The sequence below is a fragment of the Olivibacter sp. 47 genome (assembly GCF_030372825.1).
Lineage (GTDB): Bacteria > Bacteroidota > Bacteroidia > Sphingobacteriales > Sphingobacteriaceae > Olivibacter > Olivibacter oleidegradans.
In genome coordinates this window covers 3,256,441-3,279,326 of sequence record NZ_JAUCNR010000001.1, presented here as the reverse complement: position 1 = coordinate 3,279,326, position 22,886 = coordinate 3,256,441, and the positions used below count along the sequence as shown (strand labels likewise).

20 protein-coding genes and 1 pseudogene are annotated in these 22,886 nt (G+C 40.6%); 17 read left to right on the top strand and 4 right to left on the bottom strand.

The window, feature by feature from the left end; translation table 11 throughout:
- Positions 1 to 5: 5 nt before the first annotated feature.
- Positions 6 to 1,307, bottom strand: coding sequence for an MFS transporter (locus QT327_RS14270; RefSeq protein WP_242627181.1), 1,302 nt, complete (start codon positions 1,305 to 1,307; stop codon positions 6 to 8).
- A 26-nt stretch (positions 1,308 to 1,333) separates the two neighbouring features.
- The gene (locus QT327_RS14265; protein ID WP_130855936.1) at positions 1,334 to 2,506 is read right to left on the bottom strand and encodes a molybdopterin molybdotransferase MoeA; all 1,173 of its coding nucleotides are present in this window, start codon (positions 2,504 to 2,506) and stop codon (positions 1,334 to 1,336) included.
- A 231-nt stretch (positions 2,507 to 2,737) separates the two neighbouring features.
- Between QT327_RS14265 and cobA the strand changes: the two genes are divergently transcribed.
- Positions 2,738 to 3,460 carry a uroporphyrinogen-III C-methyltransferase gene (cobA, locus tag QT327_RS14260; protein ID WP_130855937.1) on the top strand — a complete coding sequence of 241 codons (723 nt, stop codon included), beginning with the start codon at positions 2,738 to 2,740 and terminating at the stop codon, positions 3,458 to 3,460.
- Here the strand turns inward: cobA and QT327_RS14255 are convergent.
- Positions 3,457 to 4,176 carry an SAM-dependent methyltransferase gene (locus QT327_RS14255; RefSeq protein ID WP_130855938.1) on the bottom strand — a complete coding sequence of 240 codons (720 nt, stop codon included), beginning with the start codon at positions 4,174 to 4,176 and terminating at the stop codon, positions 3,457 to 3,459. The genes cobA and QT327_RS14255 overlap by 4 nt on opposite strands.
- Before the next feature lie 115 nt (positions 4,177 to 4,291).
- Here QT327_RS14255 and nirB point away from each other — a divergent pair, with 115 nt between their 5' ends.
- The 16 genes from nirB to moaCB all read left to right on the top strand — a co-directional run bounded on the left by nirB (position 4,292) and on the right by moaCB (position 21,836).
- Positions 4,292 to 6,793 (top strand): nitrite reductase large subunit NirB, encoded by a 2,502-nt coding sequence (nirB, locus tag QT327_RS14250; RefSeq protein ID WP_013667001.1) that lies wholly within the window; start codon positions 4,292 to 4,294, stop codon positions 6,791 to 6,793.
- A gap of 18 nt (positions 6,794 to 6,811) precedes the next feature.
- On the top strand, positions 6,812 to 7,228 hold the full coding sequence (gene nirD, locus QT327_RS14245) for a nitrite reductase small subunit NirD (RefSeq protein ID WP_013667000.1): 417 nt from the start codon (positions 6,812 to 6,814) through the stop codon (positions 7,226 to 7,228).
- Between the two features lie 17 nt (positions 7,229 to 7,245).
- Positions 7,246 to 8,112, top strand: a complete 867-nt coding sequence (locus QT327_RS14240) for a formate/nitrite transporter family protein (RefSeq protein WP_130855939.1) — start codon at positions 7,246 to 7,248, stop codon at positions 8,110 to 8,112.
- A gap of 69 nt (positions 8,113 to 8,181) precedes the next feature.
- Positions 8,182 to 10,011 carry a sensor histidine kinase gene (locus tag QT327_RS14235; RefSeq protein WP_130855940.1) on the top strand — a complete coding sequence of 610 codons (1,830 nt, stop codon included), beginning with the start codon at positions 8,182 to 8,184 and terminating at the stop codon, positions 10,009 to 10,011.
- Positions 10,008 to 10,679 (top strand): response regulator transcription factor, encoded by a 672-nt coding sequence (locus QT327_RS14230; protein ID WP_013666997.1) that lies wholly within the window; start codon positions 10,008 to 10,010, stop codon positions 10,677 to 10,679. Before QT327_RS14235 ends, QT327_RS14230 begins: the two co-directional genes overlap by 4 nt.
- A gap of 62 nt (positions 10,680 to 10,741) precedes the next feature.
- Positions 10,742 to 12,001, top strand: coding sequence for an alginate export family protein (locus QT327_RS14225; protein ID WP_289553139.1), 1,260 nt, complete (start codon positions 10,742 to 10,744; stop codon positions 11,999 to 12,001).
- A 9-nt stretch (positions 12,002 to 12,010) separates the two neighbouring features.
- On the top strand, positions 12,011 to 13,258 hold the full coding sequence (locus QT327_RS14220) for a rubredoxin domain-containing protein (protein WP_130855942.1): 1,248 nt from the start codon (positions 12,011 to 12,013) through the stop codon (positions 13,256 to 13,258).
- A gap of 321 nt (positions 13,259 to 13,579) precedes the next feature.
- Positions 13,580 to 14,767 carry a cysteine desulfurase family protein gene (locus tag QT327_RS14215; protein ID WP_130855943.1) on the top strand — a complete coding sequence of 396 codons (1,188 nt, stop codon included), beginning with the start codon at positions 13,580 to 13,582 and terminating at the stop codon, positions 14,765 to 14,767.
- A gap of 5 nt (positions 14,768 to 14,772) precedes the next feature.
- Entirely contained in the window at positions 14,773 to 15,954 is a 1,182-nt protein-coding gene (locus QT327_RS14210; RefSeq protein WP_289553137.1) for an XdhC family protein, read from the top strand.
- Positions 15,955 to 15,963: 9 nt separating this feature from the next.
- Positions 15,964 to 16,602, top strand: coding sequence for a nucleotidyltransferase family protein (locus QT327_RS14205; RefSeq protein ID WP_130855945.1), 639 nt, complete (start codon positions 15,964 to 15,966; stop codon positions 16,600 to 16,602).
- Positions 16,592 to 17,572, top strand: coding sequence for a GTP 3',8-cyclase MoaA (gene moaA, locus QT327_RS14200; protein WP_130855946.1), 981 nt, complete (start codon positions 16,592 to 16,594; stop codon positions 17,570 to 17,572). Before QT327_RS14205 ends, moaA begins: the two co-directional genes overlap by 11 nt.
- 21 nt (positions 17,573 to 17,593) lie before the next feature.
- Positions 17,594 to 18,793, top strand: coding sequence for a molybdopterin molybdotransferase MoeA (locus QT327_RS14195; RefSeq protein ID WP_130855947.1), 1,200 nt, complete (start codon positions 17,594 to 17,596; stop codon positions 18,791 to 18,793).
- Positions 18,786 to 19,526, top strand: a complete 741-nt coding sequence (locus QT327_RS14190; RefSeq protein WP_013666989.1) for a sulfite exporter TauE/SafE family protein — start codon at positions 18,786 to 18,788, stop codon at positions 19,524 to 19,526. Before QT327_RS14195 ends, QT327_RS14190 begins: the two co-directional genes overlap by 8 nt.
- A 1-nt stretch (position 19,527) precedes the next feature.
- The gene (locus tag QT327_RS14185; protein ID WP_130855948.1) at positions 19,528 to 19,761 is read left to right on the top strand and encodes a MoaD/ThiS family protein; all 234 of its coding nucleotides are present in this window, start codon (positions 19,528 to 19,530) and stop codon (positions 19,759 to 19,761) included.
- Positions 19,762 to 19,773: 12 nt separating this feature from the next.
- Positions 19,774 to 20,871 carry a HesA/MoeB/ThiF family protein gene (locus QT327_RS14180; RefSeq protein ID WP_130855949.1) on the top strand — a complete coding sequence of 366 codons (1,098 nt, stop codon included), beginning with the start codon at positions 19,774 to 19,776 and terminating at the stop codon, positions 20,869 to 20,871.
- A 53-nt stretch (positions 20,872 to 20,924) separates the two neighbouring features.
- The gene (moaCB, locus tag QT327_RS14175; RefSeq protein WP_130855950.1) at positions 20,925 to 21,836 is read left to right on the top strand and encodes a bifunctional molybdenum cofactor biosynthesis protein MoaC/MoaB; all 912 of its coding nucleotides are present in this window, start codon (positions 20,925 to 20,927) and stop codon (positions 21,834 to 21,836) included.
- 5 nt (positions 21,837 to 21,841) lie between these two features.
- Here the strand turns inward: moaCB and QT327_RS14170 are convergent.
- Positions 21,842 to 22,758 (bottom strand): annotated as a pseudogene (locus QT327_RS14170) (AI-2E family transporter).
- Positions 22,759 to 22,886 lie beyond the last annotated feature (128 nt).

The following is a 22,886-nucleotide window of genomic DNA, read 5'->3' as shown; positions in this document are numbered from 1 at the left end:
ATTGATTAAGCCTGTATAATCAATTCTGTGTCTTCCACCAAACCTGATTTCGATTTTTTAAATGGGGTAGCGAAAATCACGAAAGCCACACCGAGAATAATAAAGCCTATATATTGGAAAGCTTCGGTATAGGTGATCTGGTTTGACTTAAAAAGGAAGCCGAAAAACATTCCGCCCGCATTACCACCGGCCCCTACAATGCCACTGATAAGTCCAACATTCTTCTTGTTTACAAACGGTGTGATGGCATATGTAACTCCGTTTGCCATTTTTAAGAATAGCGCAAAGGTCAACATGGAGACGATAGCAAAAAGAAATGATCCTGCCTGAGCAAACAACAGAACACCAAGACCTTCCAATAGCAGTACGAGGCCAAGCAGCACCCCTTTACCTCTAATTCCGTAAGATAATCCCACTTTATCCGCCGCTATCCCTCCTAAGGCGCGTGCAAATAAATTCATAAAACCAAAGATGCCTGCCCAGAATCCTGCACTACTTTGAGAAAGAGAAAACGCGTCCACAAAATGAAGTGCCGCAACGTTATCAAAAGTTATCTCCATACCAAAACACATCGCATAAGCAAGTGTTAATGCCCATATGCGCCAATCTTTTAAAACTTTCCAATCCGTTTTATGATTTTGTTTTGTATGTCGATCAATTTCATCAAAGTTACCGGCAGGCGTATCTTTGGTGTATCGCCAATAGAGAAAAGCGACGATCAACATCAGTATACCGGGAACAATCATCGCGTAACGCCATGCATACGCCGGCCCGTAACCAAACCCAACAATACCGGCAAATATCAATGGCATAACCATATTGGTTACCCCTCCACCTAAGTTACCCCAACCGCCTGTAATGGCATTTGCAGTTCCTTTAATATTCGCTGCGAACATCATACTGGTATGGTATTGAGTGATGACAAAGGATGCGCCGATAACCCCGATAGCTAAACGAAATAGAAGAAAGGTCTCATAAGAACGCGCTAATCCAACCGAAAACACCGGCACGGAACCGATTATAAGAAGCCAGACGGCAGTTTTCCGAGGCCCTAGGATATCGCATAATCGGCCAATAATTAAGCGTGCTATGATTGTAGATGATACGGAAGCAATAATGATATTTCCGACCTGTTCTTTTGTAAGCCCCATTTCATCCCTGATAGTGGGCATTAGTGGAGCAAGACCAAACCATCCAAAAAAGCAAATAAAGAACATAAGCCAAGTTATGTGGAAGGTGCGCATCTGTAGTCCTTTTAGACTGAACAAGGGCAGTTTTTTTAAAGGTTGGAGAGTCGAGGCTTTCATAAGCATAATGTTAAATTGATTGTTGACTAAAAAGCGTAAAATGAAATTAAATCGTTTTTTTTAAGTATTCGATTCGCACGATGATGACGTGCTATACCATCGGCAAATAGACCAAGTCGTACATCACCGGAACCATTGATTGGGATAGGCGCTAACTTATGTTCCTCAGAAAATTGAACAGGAAAAAAATCGTCGAAGGTTGACTTTCCAATCCGATCACATGCCAACGGAAACTTAACTGAGCTAGTTGGTTTGGAATTTAAGAAAGATCTAATAAACAATATATAGGTTGTCAAACACGAAAATGGATTCCCGGGTATACCAAACACCAAACAGCCACTGGGAAGTTTTCCGCACCATAATGGCTTTCCGGGCTTTATCGCTACATGATGAAAGAGCAATTCTGCTCCGAGTGTTTTCATAACGGTTGGCACCAGGTCGCGATCACCGGCAGAAACCCCACCGTTAACGAGCATGATGTCACTATCCATGCGTTCCATAAAACCTTTATACAGATCGGCTTCAGTATCTTTAATATGCCGAATGGATTCAGGTATAATGCCGTCTTTAGCCAATAAAGCCGTTAAGAGATATTGGTTACTATTTCGTATTTGCACTTCATTTGGACTTTCTTCCAGTCCTACAATTTCGTCGCCCGTTGTAAAAACGCTGACCTTCGGCTTACGGAAAACCACGGGATTAGTTACACCAAGTGTCGCCAATAAACTTATTATAGAAGGCGTTATGTAAGTATTGTATGGGATAACCACTTCGCCACTTTGCAAATCTTGTCCGCGTAAAGCAATATTTGCATGGCTTTTGATCTTTTCATGATGAACAATTGACGCCTTGTTTGCGACATATAGCAAATCTTCGTTACGCACGATCGTATCAGCAGAAGATGGCACTGCAGCCCCTGTCATAATTTTATAGCAATTTCCATGGGTTAATACCCCATCACTAGCACTCCCTGCATAAATAACCTCCTGAATGTTAAAATTTTGCACACCGTCTAAATAATCTTGAAAACGAATAGCAATACCATCCATGGCTGCCCGATTATAGGGAGGATAGGGCCTGTCAGCTCTTACCTCTTGAGCCAAGCGATAACCCAAGGCATCAGAAAGACAGATTGTCATCTGATGGAGTTTTTTTGTGCTTGAGGAAATAAGCCGTAAGGCGTCTTCGTATGAAATCATGGCTTCTCGTCGCGTTTAATAACTTTTGATTTTCGCAAACCCTTGTTCTACGATTTTATACGTAAAGAGAGGTTTATCGTGATCAAATTTAGCATAAAAAAATCTATATACGCAAATTTTTACGTAAATTATTGTTTTATATTAAGTAAATATACTTATTTTTGATAAGTCAATTGAAAGTAAAGCACTACAGTTGACAATTAAGGGGTTCAAAATAAATAAAGAAGTAGGATGAAAAGACCGAAGATTACATTGGTGGGTGCGGGTCCCGGAGATCCGGAATTACTAAGTCTTGCGGGTGCTCGCGCACTCGAAACAGCGGATGTTGTTTTGTACGATGCGCTGGTTAATCCCGCAATCTTAGCATACGCAAAAAAAAATATAAAAAAAATATTTGTTGGAAAGAGAGCAGGGTGTCATTCCTATGTTCAAGACAATATTAATAAAATGTTAGTTGATTTTGCCAATAGCTATGGACATGTAGTACGTTTAAAAGGTGGCGATCCTTATATTTTTGGACGTGGAAGCGAGGAGCTTCAATTCGCCAAATCGAAAAATATTGAAACTTCCGTTATACCGGGAGTTTCCAGTGCTATCGCAGTTGCGGAATTAGCAGGCATTTCGCTTATAAATAAAAACGGTTCTTCTGACTTCTGGGTAATTACCGGTTCAACAAAGGATGGGGGCTTATCAAGGGATTTATATCTTGCCGCCAAATTAGATCAAACCGTTGTAATATTAATGGGAATCCAGCATATAGAAAAGATTGTTGAGCTTTATAAAATGGAGGGCAGGGGCAGTTTACCCATAGCGATTATCCAAAATGGCTCACTGGATAATCAGCGCATGGTATTTTCTACTATTGAAACGGTTCTACACGAGATTGCTGATAAGCAAGTTCTAACACCGGCAATTCTTGTTATCGGGAAATCGGCGGCAATCGAGCGGTGTTAACCCGTTGCTAATCGACTCTCTAAAACTTCTTCCACCGAAAAGGCCGCAGCCTTCAACATCCGTACGCAGGGATTTATGACAACAAGCTTGTATTGATCTTCCGCTAATCTGTCTTGTATTTCCATTAACGTATAACAATCAACACCGCCGCCAAAATCGTTTACAAGGACAGGTGTCTCTTGATGCCGATAGATACTAATAATAGTTGCCATGAATTTTAAGGCATCTATATTTATGTGTTTAATTGCCATTGCAGCATTTGAAGAAGCTACCGCATGAATTTTTTCAACCATTTCTTTTACAGATGGATAAAAAAAACGGGCATCACATACCCAAAAGCTTTCATTACGGTTTCGAATGGTTAAAGGGAAATGGTTCTGTCCTGCAATTCTATTAACCACGTTCACACCGGGAATAATCGATAGCTGATATCCGATCCCTTTTAGATAGCAGACTATCGACCCTTCCTCCTCACTGATGTCGGTATCATTACCACTAATGTGTACAATGTTGCTTGGCAGTCTATCCGGACGGGCTGACAAATAGCTACGAAGTTCATTTATATGGAGTTTAATACTGTTTACAGGTACCAGCTCATTGATTTCATCCGAAATAGCTGAATCGACCACCAAAAATTGTGCTTCGGCAATACATTTCGCCGCTTTTACGGTAAGAAAGCGAAGGTCTTCGGCATCCTTTATGAGTGTGTATTTCATAACATCTTATTTTTAAGTAAAAATACGTAAAATATTTTGCTTTTCATTTGCTATTTTAAAAATATATTCCTTTTTTTGATAAAAATTAAGTTTATATACGTAAAACACCTCTGATATGAAAATTATTATCGTTGGAAATGGCATGGTTAGTTACAAGTTTTGCGAAAAAATACGTAAAAAATCAAACAGTAACCACATCGAAATTACCGTTTATGGAGAAGAACATCGTCCTGCGTACGATAGAGTTCATCTGAGTGAATATTTTTCGGGAAAATCAGCCGACGATTTGCTGTTGGCACCTACCGGCTGGTACAATGAACATCATATTAAATTGGTGACTGGGGAGTTGGTTACCGAAATTGATCCGACAAAAAAGAAAATAACCACTCATAAAGGAACAAGCGATAGTTACGATAAACTTATACTGGCAACCGGTTCATCTCCTTTTATCCCCCCTTTGCATGGAATCGATAAAACGGGCGTTTTTGCCTACCGAACTATCGAGGATTTACAACAGATGGAGATCTACGGCAAAACAGCAAAAAAAGCAGTTGTCATAGGTGGTGGCCTGTTGGGATTAGAGGCAGCTAAAGCCTTGCTGGATATGGGACTGGAAACGCATATTGTGGAATTTGCAGACCGCTTAATGCCACGTCAATTAGATGTAAGGGGAGCCTTCATATTGCGCAATAAGTTATCAGCGCTCGGCTTACACATACATACGTCAAAAAGCACCAAGGAAATATTAGGAACTGACAAAATCGCTGGACTTGCCTTTGCAGATGGAAGTATATTGGATTGTGATATGTTGGTTATTTCCGCCGGGATAAGACCCCGGGATGAATTGGCTTCTAAAAGTGGGATACAAACGGGCAGCAGGGGTGGAATTTTGGTAGATAACCATTTGCAAACCAATTTCCCGGATATCTATGCGATCGGAGAGGTGGCATTACATAATGAAATGATCTATGGATTAGTAGCCCCAGGTTACGAAATGGCCGAAGTCGTGGCTTCCAGGCTATGTGGGGACTATGACAAATCATTTACCGGCTTTGACATGTCAACTAAACTTAAATTAATAGGTGTTGATGTTGCAAGTTTTGGAGACGCACTGGATCCAGAAGAGGAGTGTGTTCCCATTGTTTTTGAAAATAAAGCGAAGGGTGTCTACAAAAGAATTAATGTAACAAGAGATGGTAAGTACCTTAAAGGAGGAATTCTGGTAGGCGAGGCGGATTCTTATAACATGCTTTTACAAATTGCACAAAACGGTTTGCCTTTACCGGAAGATCCTGCTGATTTGATTCTGGGAAGTCGCAGTGCGGGACAAAGCAGTGGACAGGGCGTCGATTCCTTGCCCGATACCGCTCAAATCTGCTCCTGCGAGGGAATTAGCAAAGGGAACATTTGTGAGGCGATTGCAAAAGATGAATTGACTGATTTAGCAGGAATAAAGAAAGCCACGAAGGCCTGCACAGGATGTGGCGGATGCACACCCCTGGTGGCTGATCTTTTAAAATCTGTTTTGGAATCTCAAGGTAAGGTTGTCAAGAAAACACTATGCGAGCACTTTGCCTATACAAGACAAGAACTATACGACCTCATTAAAATTCAAAATATAAAGAGCTATAGCGAGCTTTTGGGTCGTTATGGCGAAGGTGACGGATGCGAGGTCTGCAAACCGGCAGTAGCATCGTTGCTTGCCAGCATATGGAACGAAGTTATTCTTAAACAAAGTACCATACAAGATACGAACGATCGTTTCTTAGCCAATATCCAGAAGGGTGGCTCTTATTCGGTAGTACCAAGAATACCTGCAGGGGAGATTACGCCGGATAAACTACTAGTAATTGCGCAGGTAGCAAAGAAGTATAACCTCTACACGAAGATTACCGGTGGGCAACGTATAGACCTATTTGGCGCCCAATTGCACGAGCTTCCCGCCATTTGGGAAGAGCTTATTGCAGCCGGTTTTGAAAGCGGTCATGCTTATGGAAAGTCGCTAAGAACCATAAAAAGCTGTGTCGGATCAACTTGGTGCCGATTCGGCGTGCAGGATTCAGTTGGTTTTGCCATAGAAATAGAAAATCGCTATAAGGGTTTACGAGCGCCTCACAAGTTAAAAGGAGCGGTTTCCGGTTGTATACGCGAGTGTGCAGAAGCTCAATCCAAAGATTTTGGAATTATTGCAACAGAGAAAGGATGGAATTTATATGTCTGCGGCAATGGTGGAGCAAGACCGCAGCATGCGCAATTGCTGATTGGAGATATTGATAAAGATAGTTGTATACGCTATTTAGACCGCTTCCTGATGTACTACATTAAAACGGCTGAACCGCTCACACGTACGGCTACTTGGTTGAACAAGTTAGAAGGCGGACTACCTTATTTATATGATGTGGTCGTTAATGATGTGCTGGGTATAGGAGCTGAACTGGAAGTTGAGATGGAAAGCTTAATTGCGAACTATGAATGCGAATGGAAGCATGCTGTCGAAAACGAATCAATAAGGAGACGATTCAAACATTTTGCTAATAGTGACGAAGGCGATCCTTTCCTGCAATTTGAGGAGCTTCGTGGACAACGAATTCCTACTAACTGGAATGTTATTGTGTAACGTTTTAAATGAATAAAAATGCAAAAAATAGATTATTTGAGTTATAAACCATCCGACGAACAACATGTAGATCATTGGTTGAAGGTTGGTACCAGTGATGAGTTTCCGGAAAACGGCGGGCTGTGCTTCAAGCACAGAGAGCTCCAGATTGCCGTATTTAATTTCACTAATCGGAATGAATGGTATGCGTGCCAAAACCTTTGCCCCCATAAAATGCAGATGATTTTATCGAGAGGCATGATCGGCTCGCAGCAAGGAGAACCTAAAGTGGCTTGTCCCTTTCATAAAAAAACCTTTTCATTGAAAACAGGCGAATGTCTAAACGGAGACGAGTGCCATATAACCACCTTTCCTGTCAAAGAGATCAACGGGGAAATATATGTTGGGTTAATAGAAAGAGCAGAACATGCAATTCAGCAGGACCTGAAAGTATAGCAACATAATTCCGGATTATGGATTATAATAAACCAACACAAATCGCTGCAAGTATGATTCAGGCAGGCGTTGATAAGCTTATGTTAGCGAGTAGAGACTTGCTAATCAGGGGTGTGTTGTCCGGTGCCATTTTAGGCTTTGGTACAACCTTAGCACTAACGGCTACGACACAAACCGGACTCGCCATCGTAGGTGCAGCATTATTTCCGGCTTGTTTTATAATCATCGTCTTAATGGGGTTAGAACTTGTCACCGGTAGCTTTGCCGTGCTTCCCATGGCTTACATGGACAAGAAAACAGATGCGCTATCGGTACTCAAAAACCTACTGTTGGTTTTTATCGGCAACTTACTTGGTGGACTTCTCTACGCCTTTCTCTTTTGCCTATCAACCACCCAATTTGGGCACGAGGAAAAGAATGCGGTGGCACTACTCATTGTAAAACTTGCTGAAACGAAAACCTTAACTTATGCTTCTTACGGTTTTGACGGCCTCTTCAGCGCCTTCACTAAAGGTGTCCTCTGCAATTGGATGGTTACAACCGGTATCGTATTGGGCATGAGCTCAACATCTTCTACCGGAAAGATCGTCGCATCATGGTTGCCTATTTTTATATTCTTCGGACAAGGTTTTGAGCATGCAGTTGTAAATATGTTCTTAATTCCAGCCGGCATTATATTGGGCGCGAACGTTTCTTTTGCTGACTGGTGGTTATTCAATCAACTCCCGGTTACATTCGGCAATTTCATAGGCGGCATCCTATTTACGGCACTTCCACTGTATTACTCATTTCATAAAAAAACAAAACAAACCAGCGACATTGAAAAAAGATACCCATCCTCCAAGCGAATACAAACAGAGGTAAAGGAAGAACAATTTTCATAAAGCAGCGTGGTGTATGATAATAACGCAATATTCGTAGCTTTGGATAATACAAACGAATGCCAAAACATCGTGCGAATATATACACAGCATAATCAATTCAGCAGACTAAGAGCGTATTATCTTCTAGCGCTTAGCATTATAGCCTTAAGTATTATCATAGGGCAATTTTTAGTACAAAGGCACTTAAGGGAGCAGGAAAGTGATGCACATATCGTCAACATGGCGGGTAGGCAGCGGATGTTGAGCCAAAAGATAAGCAAACTCATTTTACTAACAAATAGGTTAAACACAAAAGAACGTGACAGCCTTCTAAAAGAGCTCGCTTCCGTTAACGCGGAATGGATCGAGAACAACACCAGCCTACGCTACGGAAATGAAGCGGCAGCCATACCAATCAGTAAAAGCAAAGCGATCAACAGACTTTTTCTTGAAAATCAACCCGTTTTTGATAGCATTTATTTTGCCAGCAACCGTATTTATTCTCAGTTGAAAAATGGCGATAAATCTAGCTATCCACTTCTTGAAAATGATATGCGAACTGTTTTGAAACATGAGCCCATCTTTCTTCGGCATATGGATTCAATCGTGAACACCTATGAAAAACTTGCGTCGGGAAAGATCGTGAAATTGAAACGAACGGAGTATATTCTCTTTGGTATTTCTCTCCTTATAATCATATTGGAAGTACTGTTGATTTTTATACCTACAACACGAAAAGTAAATGAAACACTCATCAAACTAATCAAATCTGAAAGTGATGCCCAGCAAATGAGCAAGGAAATCGGGGCTCTTTATGCTTCACTGGAGGAATCTTATGAACGCATATCAGGCATTACCTTACCCGTTGCGCCCCCCCGTCTGATTGCCAAATCAGATAAAGGCGGAAACCTTTACTATGTAAGCGATTATTATTTACGCAGCTTCTCTCATGAAGAGCAACGATATAAAACTATTGCCAATTTATTCGGTTTAGCAGGAGAAGCCGCAGATGACTTTAATGACCAATTGATCGATGTGGTATCAAATTTAAAAAACTGGCATAAAGAACTGGTTTACAGCGATAAGTCAGGCGAGAAACGGCATATGGATATACATATTATACCGATATATAATCAAGAAGGCGAAGTAGATGTGCTACAGGTTTTTGCTGCTGATATGACGCCGAGACGATTAGCCGAACAAGACATGTATAAAAAGGACAGGGCAGAAATAGAGCGGAAAGTTAATGAACAGAAATTCAGATCTATCCTGGTATTAGAAGGACAAGAAGAAGAGCGAAAACGTATCGCCATGAATATACATGATGGCATCGGACAAATGCTTACTTCGCTTAAGTTTCAAACTGCTTCGATCGACCTTTCCAAAACAAAAGAAACTGAGCAGAAATTACTGGATATAAATAAACTTATAAAAGATATCATTCAAGAAGTACGTATCGTTACATTCAACTTAAAGCCGCCTGTGTTGAGTGATTATGGTTTGGTTGCCGGATTGAAAAACCTGGTTCAGGAAATAGATAAACTCAGCAATAATCGCTTAATTTTTGAAAATATAACTGATTTCCAACAAAGGCTTTCGCCAAAAGTAGAAAACAACATATATAGGATTGTGCAAGAGGCTGTGAACAATGCTATTAAATACGCGAACTCACCGACAGTGCTCGTGTCTTTAGAGCATAACACAGATGAGCTTGTTCTTACAATAAAAGATACCGGTGTGGGTTTCGAAAGTAAATCCACCGATCTATTTCACGCAGATTATGGACACGGCTTCCTAAATATGCAAGAACGGGCCACTTATATTAATGGGAAGCTATTGATCGAATCAAAACCTGGATTAGGGACAATTATAAAGCTTTTTGTACCTTTGAAAAATAAACCAGGAAATATAGCTATATGAGTAAAATTACGGTGCTTTTAGCCGACGATCACATTTTAGTGCGTAATGGAATCAAAGCAATGTTGGAGGCAGATGACGATATAATGGTTATAGGCGAAGCGGATAATGGTATGCAAGCGATTCAACGTGTACAGGAGCTTCAGCCTGATTTAGCTATTATGGATATTCGTATGCCTGAAATGAACGGTCTGGAAGCATGTGAGGCTATTACCCAAAACAAGGAAAACACGAAAGTCGTTATGTTGTCTATGCATGATACCGAAGATTACGTACTCGAATCTTTACGGGTTGGCGCATGGGGGTATTTGCTTAAGGATACTGATAAGAATGAGTTCATAAAAGCACTAAAACAAATCAACAATGGTATCCGGTATTACAGCGGTTCTGTATCCAATGTATTGGCCAATCAATTGTTGGGAGGAGCTGGAAGTAGTAGCATACGGGTGAACGAAGCGGTTGAAAGTAACACCGATATTTACGGCCTCTCTAAACGTGAAAAACAAATACTTGGTATGGTCATAAACGGTAAACATAATAAAGATATAGCTGAAGTACTTGGGAAAAGTGTGCGCACAATTGAAACACATCGTTTTAATATCATGAAAAAATTAGGGGTAAACAATGCCGTCGACATGATTAATAAGGCTATGAAGGAAAACCTAATATAAACACGTAATTTTACTTGATTTGTTTTATATATTACGTATATTTACGTAATATATAAAATCTTATGCGAGTTGTATTCCCTTTATTTGTTTTTCTGTTTCTAGTTTTAGATACGCAAGCGCAAATCACGGTAAGCGCGGAAATTCGGCCACGAGCAGAGTTTCGGGATGGCTTTAAAAGACCCCTAAATCAAACTGAGCGTCCTGCCTTTTTTATAGAACAACGTTCCAGAATTTACCTGAGTTATAGTAACGAGAAAATGGATCTCGTACTGGTTCCACAAGATGTGCGCATTTGGGGCAATACGGATCAAGCGGGTAAGACTGATCCGTCGTTGACAAATTTTCAGCAGGCTTGGGCCGGATTTAAATTTAATGGCGCGCAGCGCTTTTTAGTTGGGCGAATGGAATTAGACTATGATAACGCACGTATTCTAGGAAATCTTGACTGGGCTCAGCAGGGCAGAAGTCATGACTTGCTTAAATATGAATATAATGGAAGCAAAAATCGCCTCCACATTGGCTTAGCCTTTAACCAGGACGCAAATAATCCCGAACCCACCAAATTAAGTGAAACCTATTATCAGGGATTAAACAACTACAAATCACTTCAATTCGCCTGGTTTCATCACGACTTCAAGCAAATAAGCACCTCTATTATTGCTTTAAATGAGGGGCGGCAACATGCACCGGACACCGGTTACTTTATGCAAACTGCGGGTTTCAATATGCAAGCATCATTCGCTCCTTTTGTATTTTATGGAGAGGGGTACTATCAAACCGGAAAAAATAAAGACGGTTTTTCAAAACGCGCTTTTTTAGCTTCCTTACAACTGTCTTTTAAACCTACGGGCACTTATAAGATAGAACTTGGAAACGATTATCTTAGTGGCGACAAACAAAGCTCTAAGACAAATGAAGCCTTTGATCCGCTCTATGGAACCCATCATAAATTTTACGGCTATATGGATTATTTCTATGTGGGGAGCGGCCATGGCAATAAAGGGCTAAATGACTTATTTTTGAAAGTAAACTGGATCAAGAAAAATTGGACAATATCTATGGATGGGCATCATTTTTCGGCGGCCTCCGCCATAACGGATGAAGAAGGAATCCCTAGATCACGCGATTTAGGCACCGAACTGGATTGGACCTTTTCCTATAGTTTGGCAAAGGAGGTTAACTTAAAAGGTGGTTATTCGCACCTATTTTACACCTCGAGTATGGCGATTATTAAGCAGGCAGGCAGCCTACATGGACAATCATCATGGGCGTGGTTAATGATCACATTCAAACCGACACTTTTTCAGGATGCACAACACTAAATATATAATATGGCCGAAAGCTTGTTATCCGTATACGATCGGGCACATTTAGTTCGAGTATTTGTAAAGGGAGGCATGATTGCCCCCAACTATCTACTATCAGTTCTACGTGCAAGTGAACTGGCGAACAACGATTTCATCCATTTCGGATCTAGGGAAGATATATTGTTTCCGGTCGAACAGAGTAGACTGCCTATCGTAGAACAACATTTAACAATGCATCAAATAGATTTCGAATACGGAAAGCGGGATGCGTTTCAAAATATTGTCAGCAGTGCCATTGCGCTGGATATAACGGCTAATACCTCTTGGTTAAATCTGGAAAAATATCGTTTCATATTGGAAAGCTTCCATTTTGTGCCCCGGCTTAAAATTAATTTATCGGATCCTAAACAGGCTATGGTTCCCCTCTTTACAGGGCATTTAAATTTCGTCGCTTCTGAATATACGGATTATTGGTATTTATACCTACGCAGCGAACAAAATAGACACGAGCTCGAAAAATGGCCTACATTAATTCATTCGTCGGACCTTCCTAAACTTAGTAAATTTATTGAGAGCAAATGGCAGAAAAATCCGAAATTACTACTGCCCGATTTAATCGTAGGTCTGGCGGAGTATCTAAAACTGGATAGTATTGTAAGCAATGACGAACTGAAATTGCCGGACACATTCTTTCCCTATTATGAAGGGCTTAACAATGTTGACGAAACCAACCTATGGCTTGGCTTATATTGGCGTAACAATAGATTTGATATCGAATTTCTAAAAAAATCCTGCACATTATGTATTGAAAGTGGTATTCCGTTTATTTATATCAGTCCATGGAAATCTTTTGTGATTAAGGGAATAAAGTCTACGCATCAGTTAAAATGGGAAAAGTTAATGGGACAAATGGGGATTAATATGCGACATTCCAGTTTAGAGTTAAATTGGCACATTCCGGTACTAGATGAAGAAGCGTTACTATTAAAGCGATACCTGGTTCAAGAGCTTGACCAACAGGACATCTGCACCCATGGTCTTACATTTACCATTGAAACGGCTGAAGACAAAAGATGGTTTACAAGTATTGTCATACAAAAAGACAATATATTAAGCAGCCATCATTTGGCAGCATACAATGTGTTATATGCCAAGGGCTTTAACCCCAACAGTACCATCTATTACAGTTACGCAAAATTAGTGGGTAAGGAAATTTTACCAGCCTTGCTTATTGAATTAAGTAAACTCTATTATAAACGGTTCAGAATATAAAGGACCTAGCTGCCCTTGATTATTCATCCTGTTATGCTTAATTAATGATATGTAACATTCTTAACCGGTTGTAAAAATTTGTGCTAAAAAAAATTATTTTTGATAGAGGCTTCCTGTGCTATAGGCAAAATAATAACAATCTCATAGGTTTTGTGGCGGCGGTCCGGCAAGCTGTTGAAATATTTTGCAGTTCACTTTCGGTTCAAATCCAACTTGTCGATGTAGCCAAATTGGAGAAAAGCTAACGGAAAACTAACTGAAAAAGAGTATACAGTGATGTTGAATTGCCTTGACGTGCAGCCATTTAAAAATATTTTTTGCATGAAAGAATTACCGATATATTTAGATTATTGCGCAACGACACCCTGTGATCCAAGAGTTTTGGAAAGGATGCTGCCTTATTTTACTGACTATTTCGGCAATGCTGCTAGTAAAGACCACCATTACGGATGGATGGCAAAAGATGCGGTCGAATTAGCAAGAGAACAAGTAGCTGATCTAATTGGTTCAAAACCAAATCAAGTGATATTTACTTCCGGTGCTACGGAATCTGTTAATTTGGCATTAAAAGGACTGATGGAAGGAACTAACCGAAAGCGCAGCCATATCATAACAACAAAAGTCGAGCATGAGGCCGTGTTAGATTCGTGTAGGTACCTCGAGCAGCAAGGAAATACGATTACATATCTCGACGTTGATAAAGAGGGGGGGCTTTCGCTTGAAGCATTGGAACACGCCATTACGCCCGAAACGCTTGCCATTTCAATTATGTACGCAAACAATGAAACAGGCGTGGTTAATCCGGTAAAAGAAATAGGCGCTATTGCACGGAAACATCAAGTTAAGTTCGTATGTGACGCTACACAAGCCGTAGGGAAAATCCCCGTTGATGTTCAAGCGGATGAAATCGATCTGTTATGTTTTTCGGCACACAAAATATATGGACCTAAAGGAGTAGGAGCACTTTTCATTAACGAGAAATCACAAAAGCCACTTGTTTTTAAGCAACAGCACGGAGGATCTCAGGAACGGGGTCATCGCGGTGGCACATTGAATATACCAGGCATCGTTGGCTTTGGTCAGGCTGCAGCTATATGTAAAGAGGAGATGAATGACGAGGGAGCTCGCCTACAATCGCTTCGAAATCGTTTTGAGGAATCACTCCTGGAAAAGGTAGCAGGCTCCACTGTCAATGGAAGAATAAACAGGTTACCTCATATAAGCAATATACGGTTCCCCGGGGTGGATGCAGAAAGATTATTACTGAAAGTTTCCAAATATTTAGCTCTAAGTCGTGGCAGCGCCTGTTCGGGGCTAATGCAGAAAGAATCGCATGTGTTAAAGGCGATGGGTTTAAGTAGGGAAGAAGCCGGCCAAGCGATTCGCATAAGTTTGGGTAGGTTTACAAAAATGGAAGACGTGGTATATGCTATTAACGTATTAACCGATGCTGTAGAAGAAGCATTATCGGGAAATGGATTAAGCGTATTAAAACCGCTAACTTTATAAATTTCATGAAAGAAATAAGGCAAATCTTAAGAGCATATGATATAGCTTGTCAAAAGGGACAGCGTGTAGCCTTGGCGACGGTTGTACACGTCGACGGATCCTCTTACAGAGGGCCAGGTGCGAGGATGCTGGTGAGTGAAGATGGCACCCTTACCGGCGCCATTAGTGGCGGTTGCTTAGAAGGAGACGCTCTACGAAAGGCGCTTATGGCTATTGCGGAACAAAGACCGCTATTGGCAACCTATGATACGAGCGACGACGAGGATGCTATTTTTGGTATGGGGCTAGGCTGTAATGGTATTATCCGCATATTGATTGAACCTATCAATACAAATGATGATGCGAACCCAATTGAACTTCTGAGAAAAGCCGCAGACACGCGAGAACCAAGCGTGATCGTTACTTTTTTCTCCTTAGACGACAAATGGAATCCCTTACAAGGAACCTATTTGCTGATGAAAAACAATAAGATGGTTGTTAAGTCCGGCGCACTACCCCTATCAATTGATATTTTCTTACATGATATCAATAAAACACTTGAACATAAGCATACGTATCTTGTAAAATACAACATTTCGACGACGTCTTCAAACCACAAAGAACTCACGGCAATTTTTGAATATTTAGCTCCCGATATTTCCTTAGTGATCGCGGGGGCGGGAAATGATGTTTTTCCGTTAATAGACATGGCTGAAGTGTTAGGTTGGCAGATTACATTAATCGACGGCCGACCGGCTTATGCAACAGCATCACGTTTTCCATCCTGTCATCTAATTGTTGCTGATGCCGATAAGGCATTGCATGAGGTTTTATTAGATGACAGGACAGCTGTCGTCTTAATAACTCATAACTATCAATATGACAAAAGCTTGCTAAACTCCTTACTATCAGAAAACAGAGTACCCTATATCGGCATGCTGGGTCCAAAAAAGAAAAAGCACAGCATGTTAACGGAATTACGTGAAGCCGGTGCCCATTGGCAAGAAGAGGCTTTAATTCATTTGTATAGCCCTATGGGGTTGAATATAGGCGCAGAAACACCGGAGGAGATAGCGCTGTCTGTAATTGCCGAAATAAAAGCTATTTTTGCTAGGAGAGATGGCGGGTCTTTACGGGATTATCCCGGAAAAATCCATAACCGAAACGATGAGATTGTCATATCGGATAACAAGCAATTTATAGGATAGTAATCAAAGGTGAAAAATATACAGAATGGAATTATTTTATTAGCGGCCGGTTCCTCTCAACGCATTGGTAGGCCGAAACAACTGCTATCTTATCGTGGGAGTACTTTGGTTCGCCGGAGTGTTCAGATTGCAGAAGCAACGAATCCTGCTGCATTAGTCGTCGTGTTGGGTGCAGCTGCAGATCTCGTAAAAGACGAAATACGAGGACAAAAGATTAACCTTGTTTATAATCCCGATTTTAAAAACGGAATTGCCTCCTCCATCCGGTGTGGAGTTGATTATCTCTTAAAACATTATGCGGCAATCGAGAACATAATTATTATGGTATGTGATCAGCCTTATGTAAGCAAGAAACATATAAACAGACTGATGGAAGAGCAGCGAAAAACAGATGCAAAAATAGTTGCGAGCTCATACGCGGATCAACTGGGCGTGCCTGCTCTGTTCAATAAAACATTGTTCAACGAGCTGACTCTCTTAACAGGAGATATAGGAGCAAAAAAACTCATCCAAAAACACAGAGCAGAAGCAATAGCCATTCCGCTGTCGTACGGTGAAATAGATGTGGATACAGAAGAGGCTTACACACGTCTAATTGCCTCAACGATTGAAAAAAAGCAATTAAAACAGCGAAAAAATGATAGTTGATAGATACAATAGGGTACATGATTATTTGCGGATATCGTTAACTGATAGATGCAACCTGCGCTGCTTTTACTGTATGCCCGAAGAGAGTTACGACTTTACGCCGATGAAACATTTAATGTCCGCAACCGAGTTAGAAATCATAGCTGGTCATTTTGTCCGATTAGGTGTAAATAAAATTCGACTTACGGGAGGAGAGCCGATGGTTAGAAGTGATTTTGGCGACATCATTTTGCGACTGGCGAAGCTGCCTGTAAGCTTGCATATTACAACCAATGCCATTCTATTAGATCGTTATTTTGATGTTTTACGAAAGGCGCGTATTGGCACACTTAATATTAGCTTGGACACCCTATCAGCCGAAAAGTTCAAAAGGTTAACCCGAAGAGATAAATTCGATTTAACTATGCGAAATATTCATATGGCGCTACAACAAGGTTTTCAGGTCAAAATCAATATGGTGGTGATGAGGGATTTTAATGAAGATGAAATATTGGATTTTGTGGCATGGACAAAAGAGGAAAGTTTGGATGTACGATTTATTGAATTTATGCCTTTTGAAGGTAATAAATGGACAAGCAATCAAGTATTCAGCCTCAAAGAAATCGTAAGTCTCGTTGAATCAAAACACAAAATTCAAGTGATTGAAGGATCATTACACGACACGGCCAAACATTATAAAATCAGTGGGCATAAGGGGCGGTTTTCAGTTATTAGTACAATGAGTGCGCCGTTTTGTGAAGGGTGTAATCGCTTACGATTAACCGCCGATGGAAAAATGAAGAATTGTTTATTCTCAAAAAATGAGAGTGATTTATTGAGCGCCCTGAGAGATGGTTTACCGCTCGAACCGTTAATTTTACAAAACATATCAACAAAAGCAGAAAAATTAGGCGGACAATTTAGCGTAGATTTCAGCAAGCTTAAGCAGGAGAGCCTCAAAAATAGAAGCATGATTAGTATCGGAGGCTAATAGACAAATAAATACAGATATATGGATCGATTGATTAGCGTTGAGGAAGCAAAAAACATAATTAATGAGCAGCAAATTAAGAAGAAAATTCTTCGTGTGCCTGTTCAAGACGCCTTGGGAAAAGTCTTGGCAACTGATTTATATGCTCCGATTGATATTCCTGCATTTCATCAATCTTCGATGGATGGCTACGCTTTTTCCTTTAAGTATTGGAAACAAGAACAATCACTTTCTGTAACCCATGAGATTCCTGCAGGAAGTAAGGGGCCGCTTCGGGTACCGGAAACCAATGCGGCACGTATTTTTACCGGTGCTGCACTTCCTTTAGGCGTAGATACGGTTGTCAAGCAAGAATTAATTGAACTAAAAGATAATCAGATTGTAATCAAAGATCCGTCTATTTCCTTAGGCGATAACGTGAGATTAAAAGGCTCGGAAATCAAAGAGGGAGAGCAAGCTGTGGCCGCCGGTACCGTGCTTGGCCCGGCTACCATTGGCTTTTTATGTGGAATTGGTCTGTCCGAGGTTGATATATTCGCGTCACCTTCCGTCGCTGTTATTGTTACAGGCGATGAACTTAAACAGCCGGGTACGCCCCTTGCTCATGGTGAAGTATATGAGGCATCTTCTGCTATGTTATCAGCTGCCTTGCTGCAAATGGGAATAAACAGAGTTAAAACATATTATGTGAAAGATAACTTAGATGACACAATTATCCAGCTACAAAACGCATTGGCATTTGCAGACGTGATAATTCTTACAGGTGGTGTAAGCGTTGGAGATTACGATTTTGTGGTAAGGGCAGCTGAAGCATGTGAAGTAGAAAAGCTTTTTCATAAGATTAAACAGCGCCCCGGAAAGCCGTTATTTTTCGGAAGGAAGTCAGAACAAATGGTCTTTGGACTGCCCGGAAATCCCTCATCTGTTTTAACCTGTTTTTACGAGTACGTTTGGCCGGCACTACGCTCCTTTGGAGGACACGAAAAGCAATTGAAGACATTAAAGGTACCCTTACGAATATCGTATACAAAAAATAATCAATTAATACACTTCTTGAAAGGATATTACGATAATGATAAAGTCACCATACTCCATGCGCAGGAATCTTATAGGCTACGCTCGTTCGCTATGGCCAATTGCCTTGTTGTACTGAATGAGGAAATGAAAACCTATTTAGAAGAGGAGTTGGTTGAAATACATTTAATTCCCACTTATGGATAATTTATTGGTATTTTACATAGTACTGTTTGCAGTTGCTTTTTTATATTCTTCCGTCGGACACGGCGGAGCTAGTGGCTACCTTGCCCTTATGGCTTTGTTCGGGATTACGCCTGCCGTAATGAAACCAACCGCCCTCATGCTTAATCTCTTCGTAGCACTTACTTCATTCACATATTATTATAAGGGAAAATATTTTAATAGTAGATTATTCTGGCCGCTCGCATTAGCTTCTATACCAATGGCTTTCGTGGGAGGAAGTATGGTGGTTCATGCCGATCTTTATAAAAAGCTATTAGGTATATTTCTACTCATCCCGATCATTCGTTTTTTATTTTTTAAAGATATAGAAGTAGATGAAACAAAAAAGCCGGCTATAGGTTGGTTGCTCTTGATTGGAGGAAGTATAGGTTTCTTGTCGGGATTGCTGGGAATAGGAGGTGGGGTCATACTCTCACCCATCTTATTATTGCTAGCCTGGACAAATCAAAAACAAACGGCGGCCATCAGTGCCTTATTTATTTTTGTAAATTCGTTATCAGGTTTGTTCGGTCAAATAACAAAGGGTATAACGTTTAGCCCGGATATGGTCAGTTATGTGCTTGTTGCCTTTACAGGAGGATTATTTGGCTCCTATTTTGGTGCCTTGCGTTTTCAACAATCAGCAATCAAGTTATTACTGGCCTTAGTTCTGATGGTCGCGTCCTTCAAATTATTTTTACCTAATTTGATATAAAATGTCTATTTCAATATTATTCTTTGGTCAATTAACCGATATTACAGGTTGTTCGCAATTGAAAATGGATCATGTCGAAGACACAGATCAACTGAACGCCGTTTTAACGGACCAATATCCTTTGCTTGCACAGACCAAGTATGTAATTGCAATCAACAAGAAAATCATTAGAACGAAAGTAGCACTATCCCACGAAGTAGAAGTAGCTTTACTTCCACCGTTCTCGGGAGGATAAAAAGGTGAGAAAATGGAAAAAGACATAATCGAGCGTTATCACCGACAAATTATTTTAAACGAGTTTGGCGTTGCAGGACAGAAGAAACTTTTGCAATCGTCAGTACTTATGATCGGAGCTGGCGGACTGGGATGTCCTGCTTTACTTTATTTAACTGCCGCAGGTCTTGGGAGAATCGGTATCGTAGACGATGGATTAATTGAGTTGAGTAACCTCCATAGGCAAATATTATACGGAACGCAAGATATTGGGAAGAAGAAAGTTGATTGCGCTAAAAGTGTGCTTCTACAGGTAAACCCGGGAGTTGAGATTGATTTATTCGACGAAAGGATCACCTCTGTGAATGCGCTGGATATTATAGCAGATTATGACATTGTAATTGACGGTACCGATAACTTTGAAACTCGCTATATGATCAATGACGCCTGCGCTATTCTGGAAAAACCACTGATTTACGGAGCTGTATCTAAATACGAGGGTCAAGTCGCTATTTTTGCAAATGGTATACATTACCGTGATATCTTCCCCTCTCCTCCGCGAAATGGGGAGATTATGAACTGTAGTGAAGCTGGCGTTTTAAACATATTACCCGGCATTATCGGCAATTTTCAAGCAAATGAGTGTATTAAGCTGGTAACCGGGATCGGTGAGCCACTTATAGGAAAACTTTTAACCTATAACGCGCTAAATAACCAAAGTTATACGATAGAAATTGACAGCACTGAGTTGAGCAGTCAATTAAAACCAAAAAGCCAAGAAGATTTTCGAAAAATTGACTACGGATATTTGTGTTCTGCGCCAATTGCAAGCGTAGAAGAAATCAATTCCGATCAATTGGCTGCATTATACATGAACGACCAAGTAGATATTGTAGATGTGCGCGAGATTTCCGAGAAACCAAAAATCACTAAATACAATCATCTAAGAATCCCGTTGTCTACTTTAAAGGACCAGGTCAAATTGATTCAAAAAGATACTGTTGTGTTTGTCTGTCAGAGCGGAAAGCGCAGCTTATTTGCTGCCGAACAGTATAAAGAAATCGTAGAGGTGCAGCAGAAGAGAGTTTATAGTTTGAAAGGAGGGGTAAGCTCATTGGCATGTCCGGTTTAATCTCGTGATGTTACCTAATAAAAAAAGCTTATTGAAAAAAACAGAGAAGTAAAATGGTTGATATTACTTATAAATTTAACACATTACGACAAGCGATTGCTATCGCTACTGTACAAGTATCATCAGAAGAGACAATACATGCCATTCGTAATAAGGCCGTTCCGAAAGGAGACATTTTCGAATTTTCAAGGGCGTCCGGCCTATTAGCTATCAAGAAAACAGCTGATTTGGTTCCCGACTGCCATCCCGTTCCCATTGAATATGCACATATCAGTTTTGAAATAGTAGAGCTATCGATCGTTATTCGAGTGGAAGTACACACAATTTACAAAACAGGGGTTGAAGTGGAAGCCATGCATGGTGCGATGAACGTTGCTCTTACCATATATGATATGCTAAAACCGATTGATAAGGCAATAGAGATAAGAGGCGTCAGGCTAGAGAGTAAAAAAGGAGGAAAATCGAACCTTCGGGAAGCCGTACCGATACCGTTTAAATGCGCCGTTATAGTCTGCTCGGATAGCATTGCACAAGGTGTAAAAGAAGATCGTTCGGGGAAAATCATAGCAAGTAAGCTGAAAAAATATGATATTCAGATTAGCGAATACATCATTATCCCCGACGAGAAAGATATTATCCGGGAAAAGGCAAATTATTTTAAAGAAAATGGTTATCAACTGGTGCTCTATACCGGAGGTACGGGCCTTTCATCACGTGATGTAACCCCTGACGCCATACGGCCCTTATTAGATCAAGAGATCCCCGGAATTATGGAAGCCGCCCGCGCATATGGGCAACAGCGCACGCCTTTGTCAATGCTATCGCGAGGCATCGCAGGTTTTATCGGAGAAATGCTAATCATTACGTTGCCGGGCTCCACAAGAGGGGTTGAGGAAAGTATAGATGCGTTGTTCCCAGCTATTTTACACGTTTTTAAAATAAAAAAAGGATTTAACCATGGATAACCCAATCAATCCAATTGATCCGTCATGGGACGTTGTTTTTTGACATATAATTCGTCAACCAAAACAATAATAACCACTAACAACGGGGTGGCCAATATAATTCCCAAACCTCCCGTTAGCGTTCCGAACAATACTTGGCTGATTATTATGAGCGCGGGAGGAATCTTTATCATTACATTTTGGATCATTGGAGTAACAACGTTGCTTTCTATTGCTTGAATGACCACATAAAGCAGGGCGATTAATAGCGCGGTATTGGCACTTACGGTAAATCCGATCAAAACGGCAGGAATCATAGCGATTAAAGGCCCAAAATTTGGAATAAAATTCAGAAAACCGGCTAGAAAAGCCAAGGCGAGTCCCATAGGAACACCGATAAGGGACAATCCGATAAAGGATAACGAGGCGATGAAAAACATCGCAATTAGCATCCCCTTTAACCATCCTTCAATGTGAAGTCCAGCCTTCGGATTACATCCCTTGCTTGCTTTTTATTTCCGGGGGGGATCAGTTTTATAATTCCTTCACGATATAGTTTAGGGTTAACCGTAAAGAAAATCCCGATAAAAAGAATGATATACATATCGCCCACCACTCCAAAACTCGTTCGAAACACATCCTGAAAAGATTTCATCATCTTTTCGCCATTTCCGTCAGACAGATAAAAAAGTAATTTCCTGCCTATGTCAGAACGGCCTAAACGTTCCCTTACATCCCTCAAAATTTCTGGTATATCCTGTGTCATTTCACCTACCTGCATAGAAATTTTCGCTCCAAGAAACCAAAACAGAACACCCACCAACGCAAGCGTTATAAAGATGCCTGTTAACAGGCACCATCCATGACTAAGTTTAATTTTTCTTTCTAAAAGGTTGGCCAGCCCATGAAAATATATTGCCATCAGTGAACCGGCAAAAACCATAAGCAAGACATTAAACGCAGCCTTTAAGATAAAAATAACAATAACCAGGAGAGAGATGATGCCAACAGTTATCCACAACTTTCTTGTATAATGCTTTAAATCATTTTTTTCGGTCTCCCGGGAGTTAT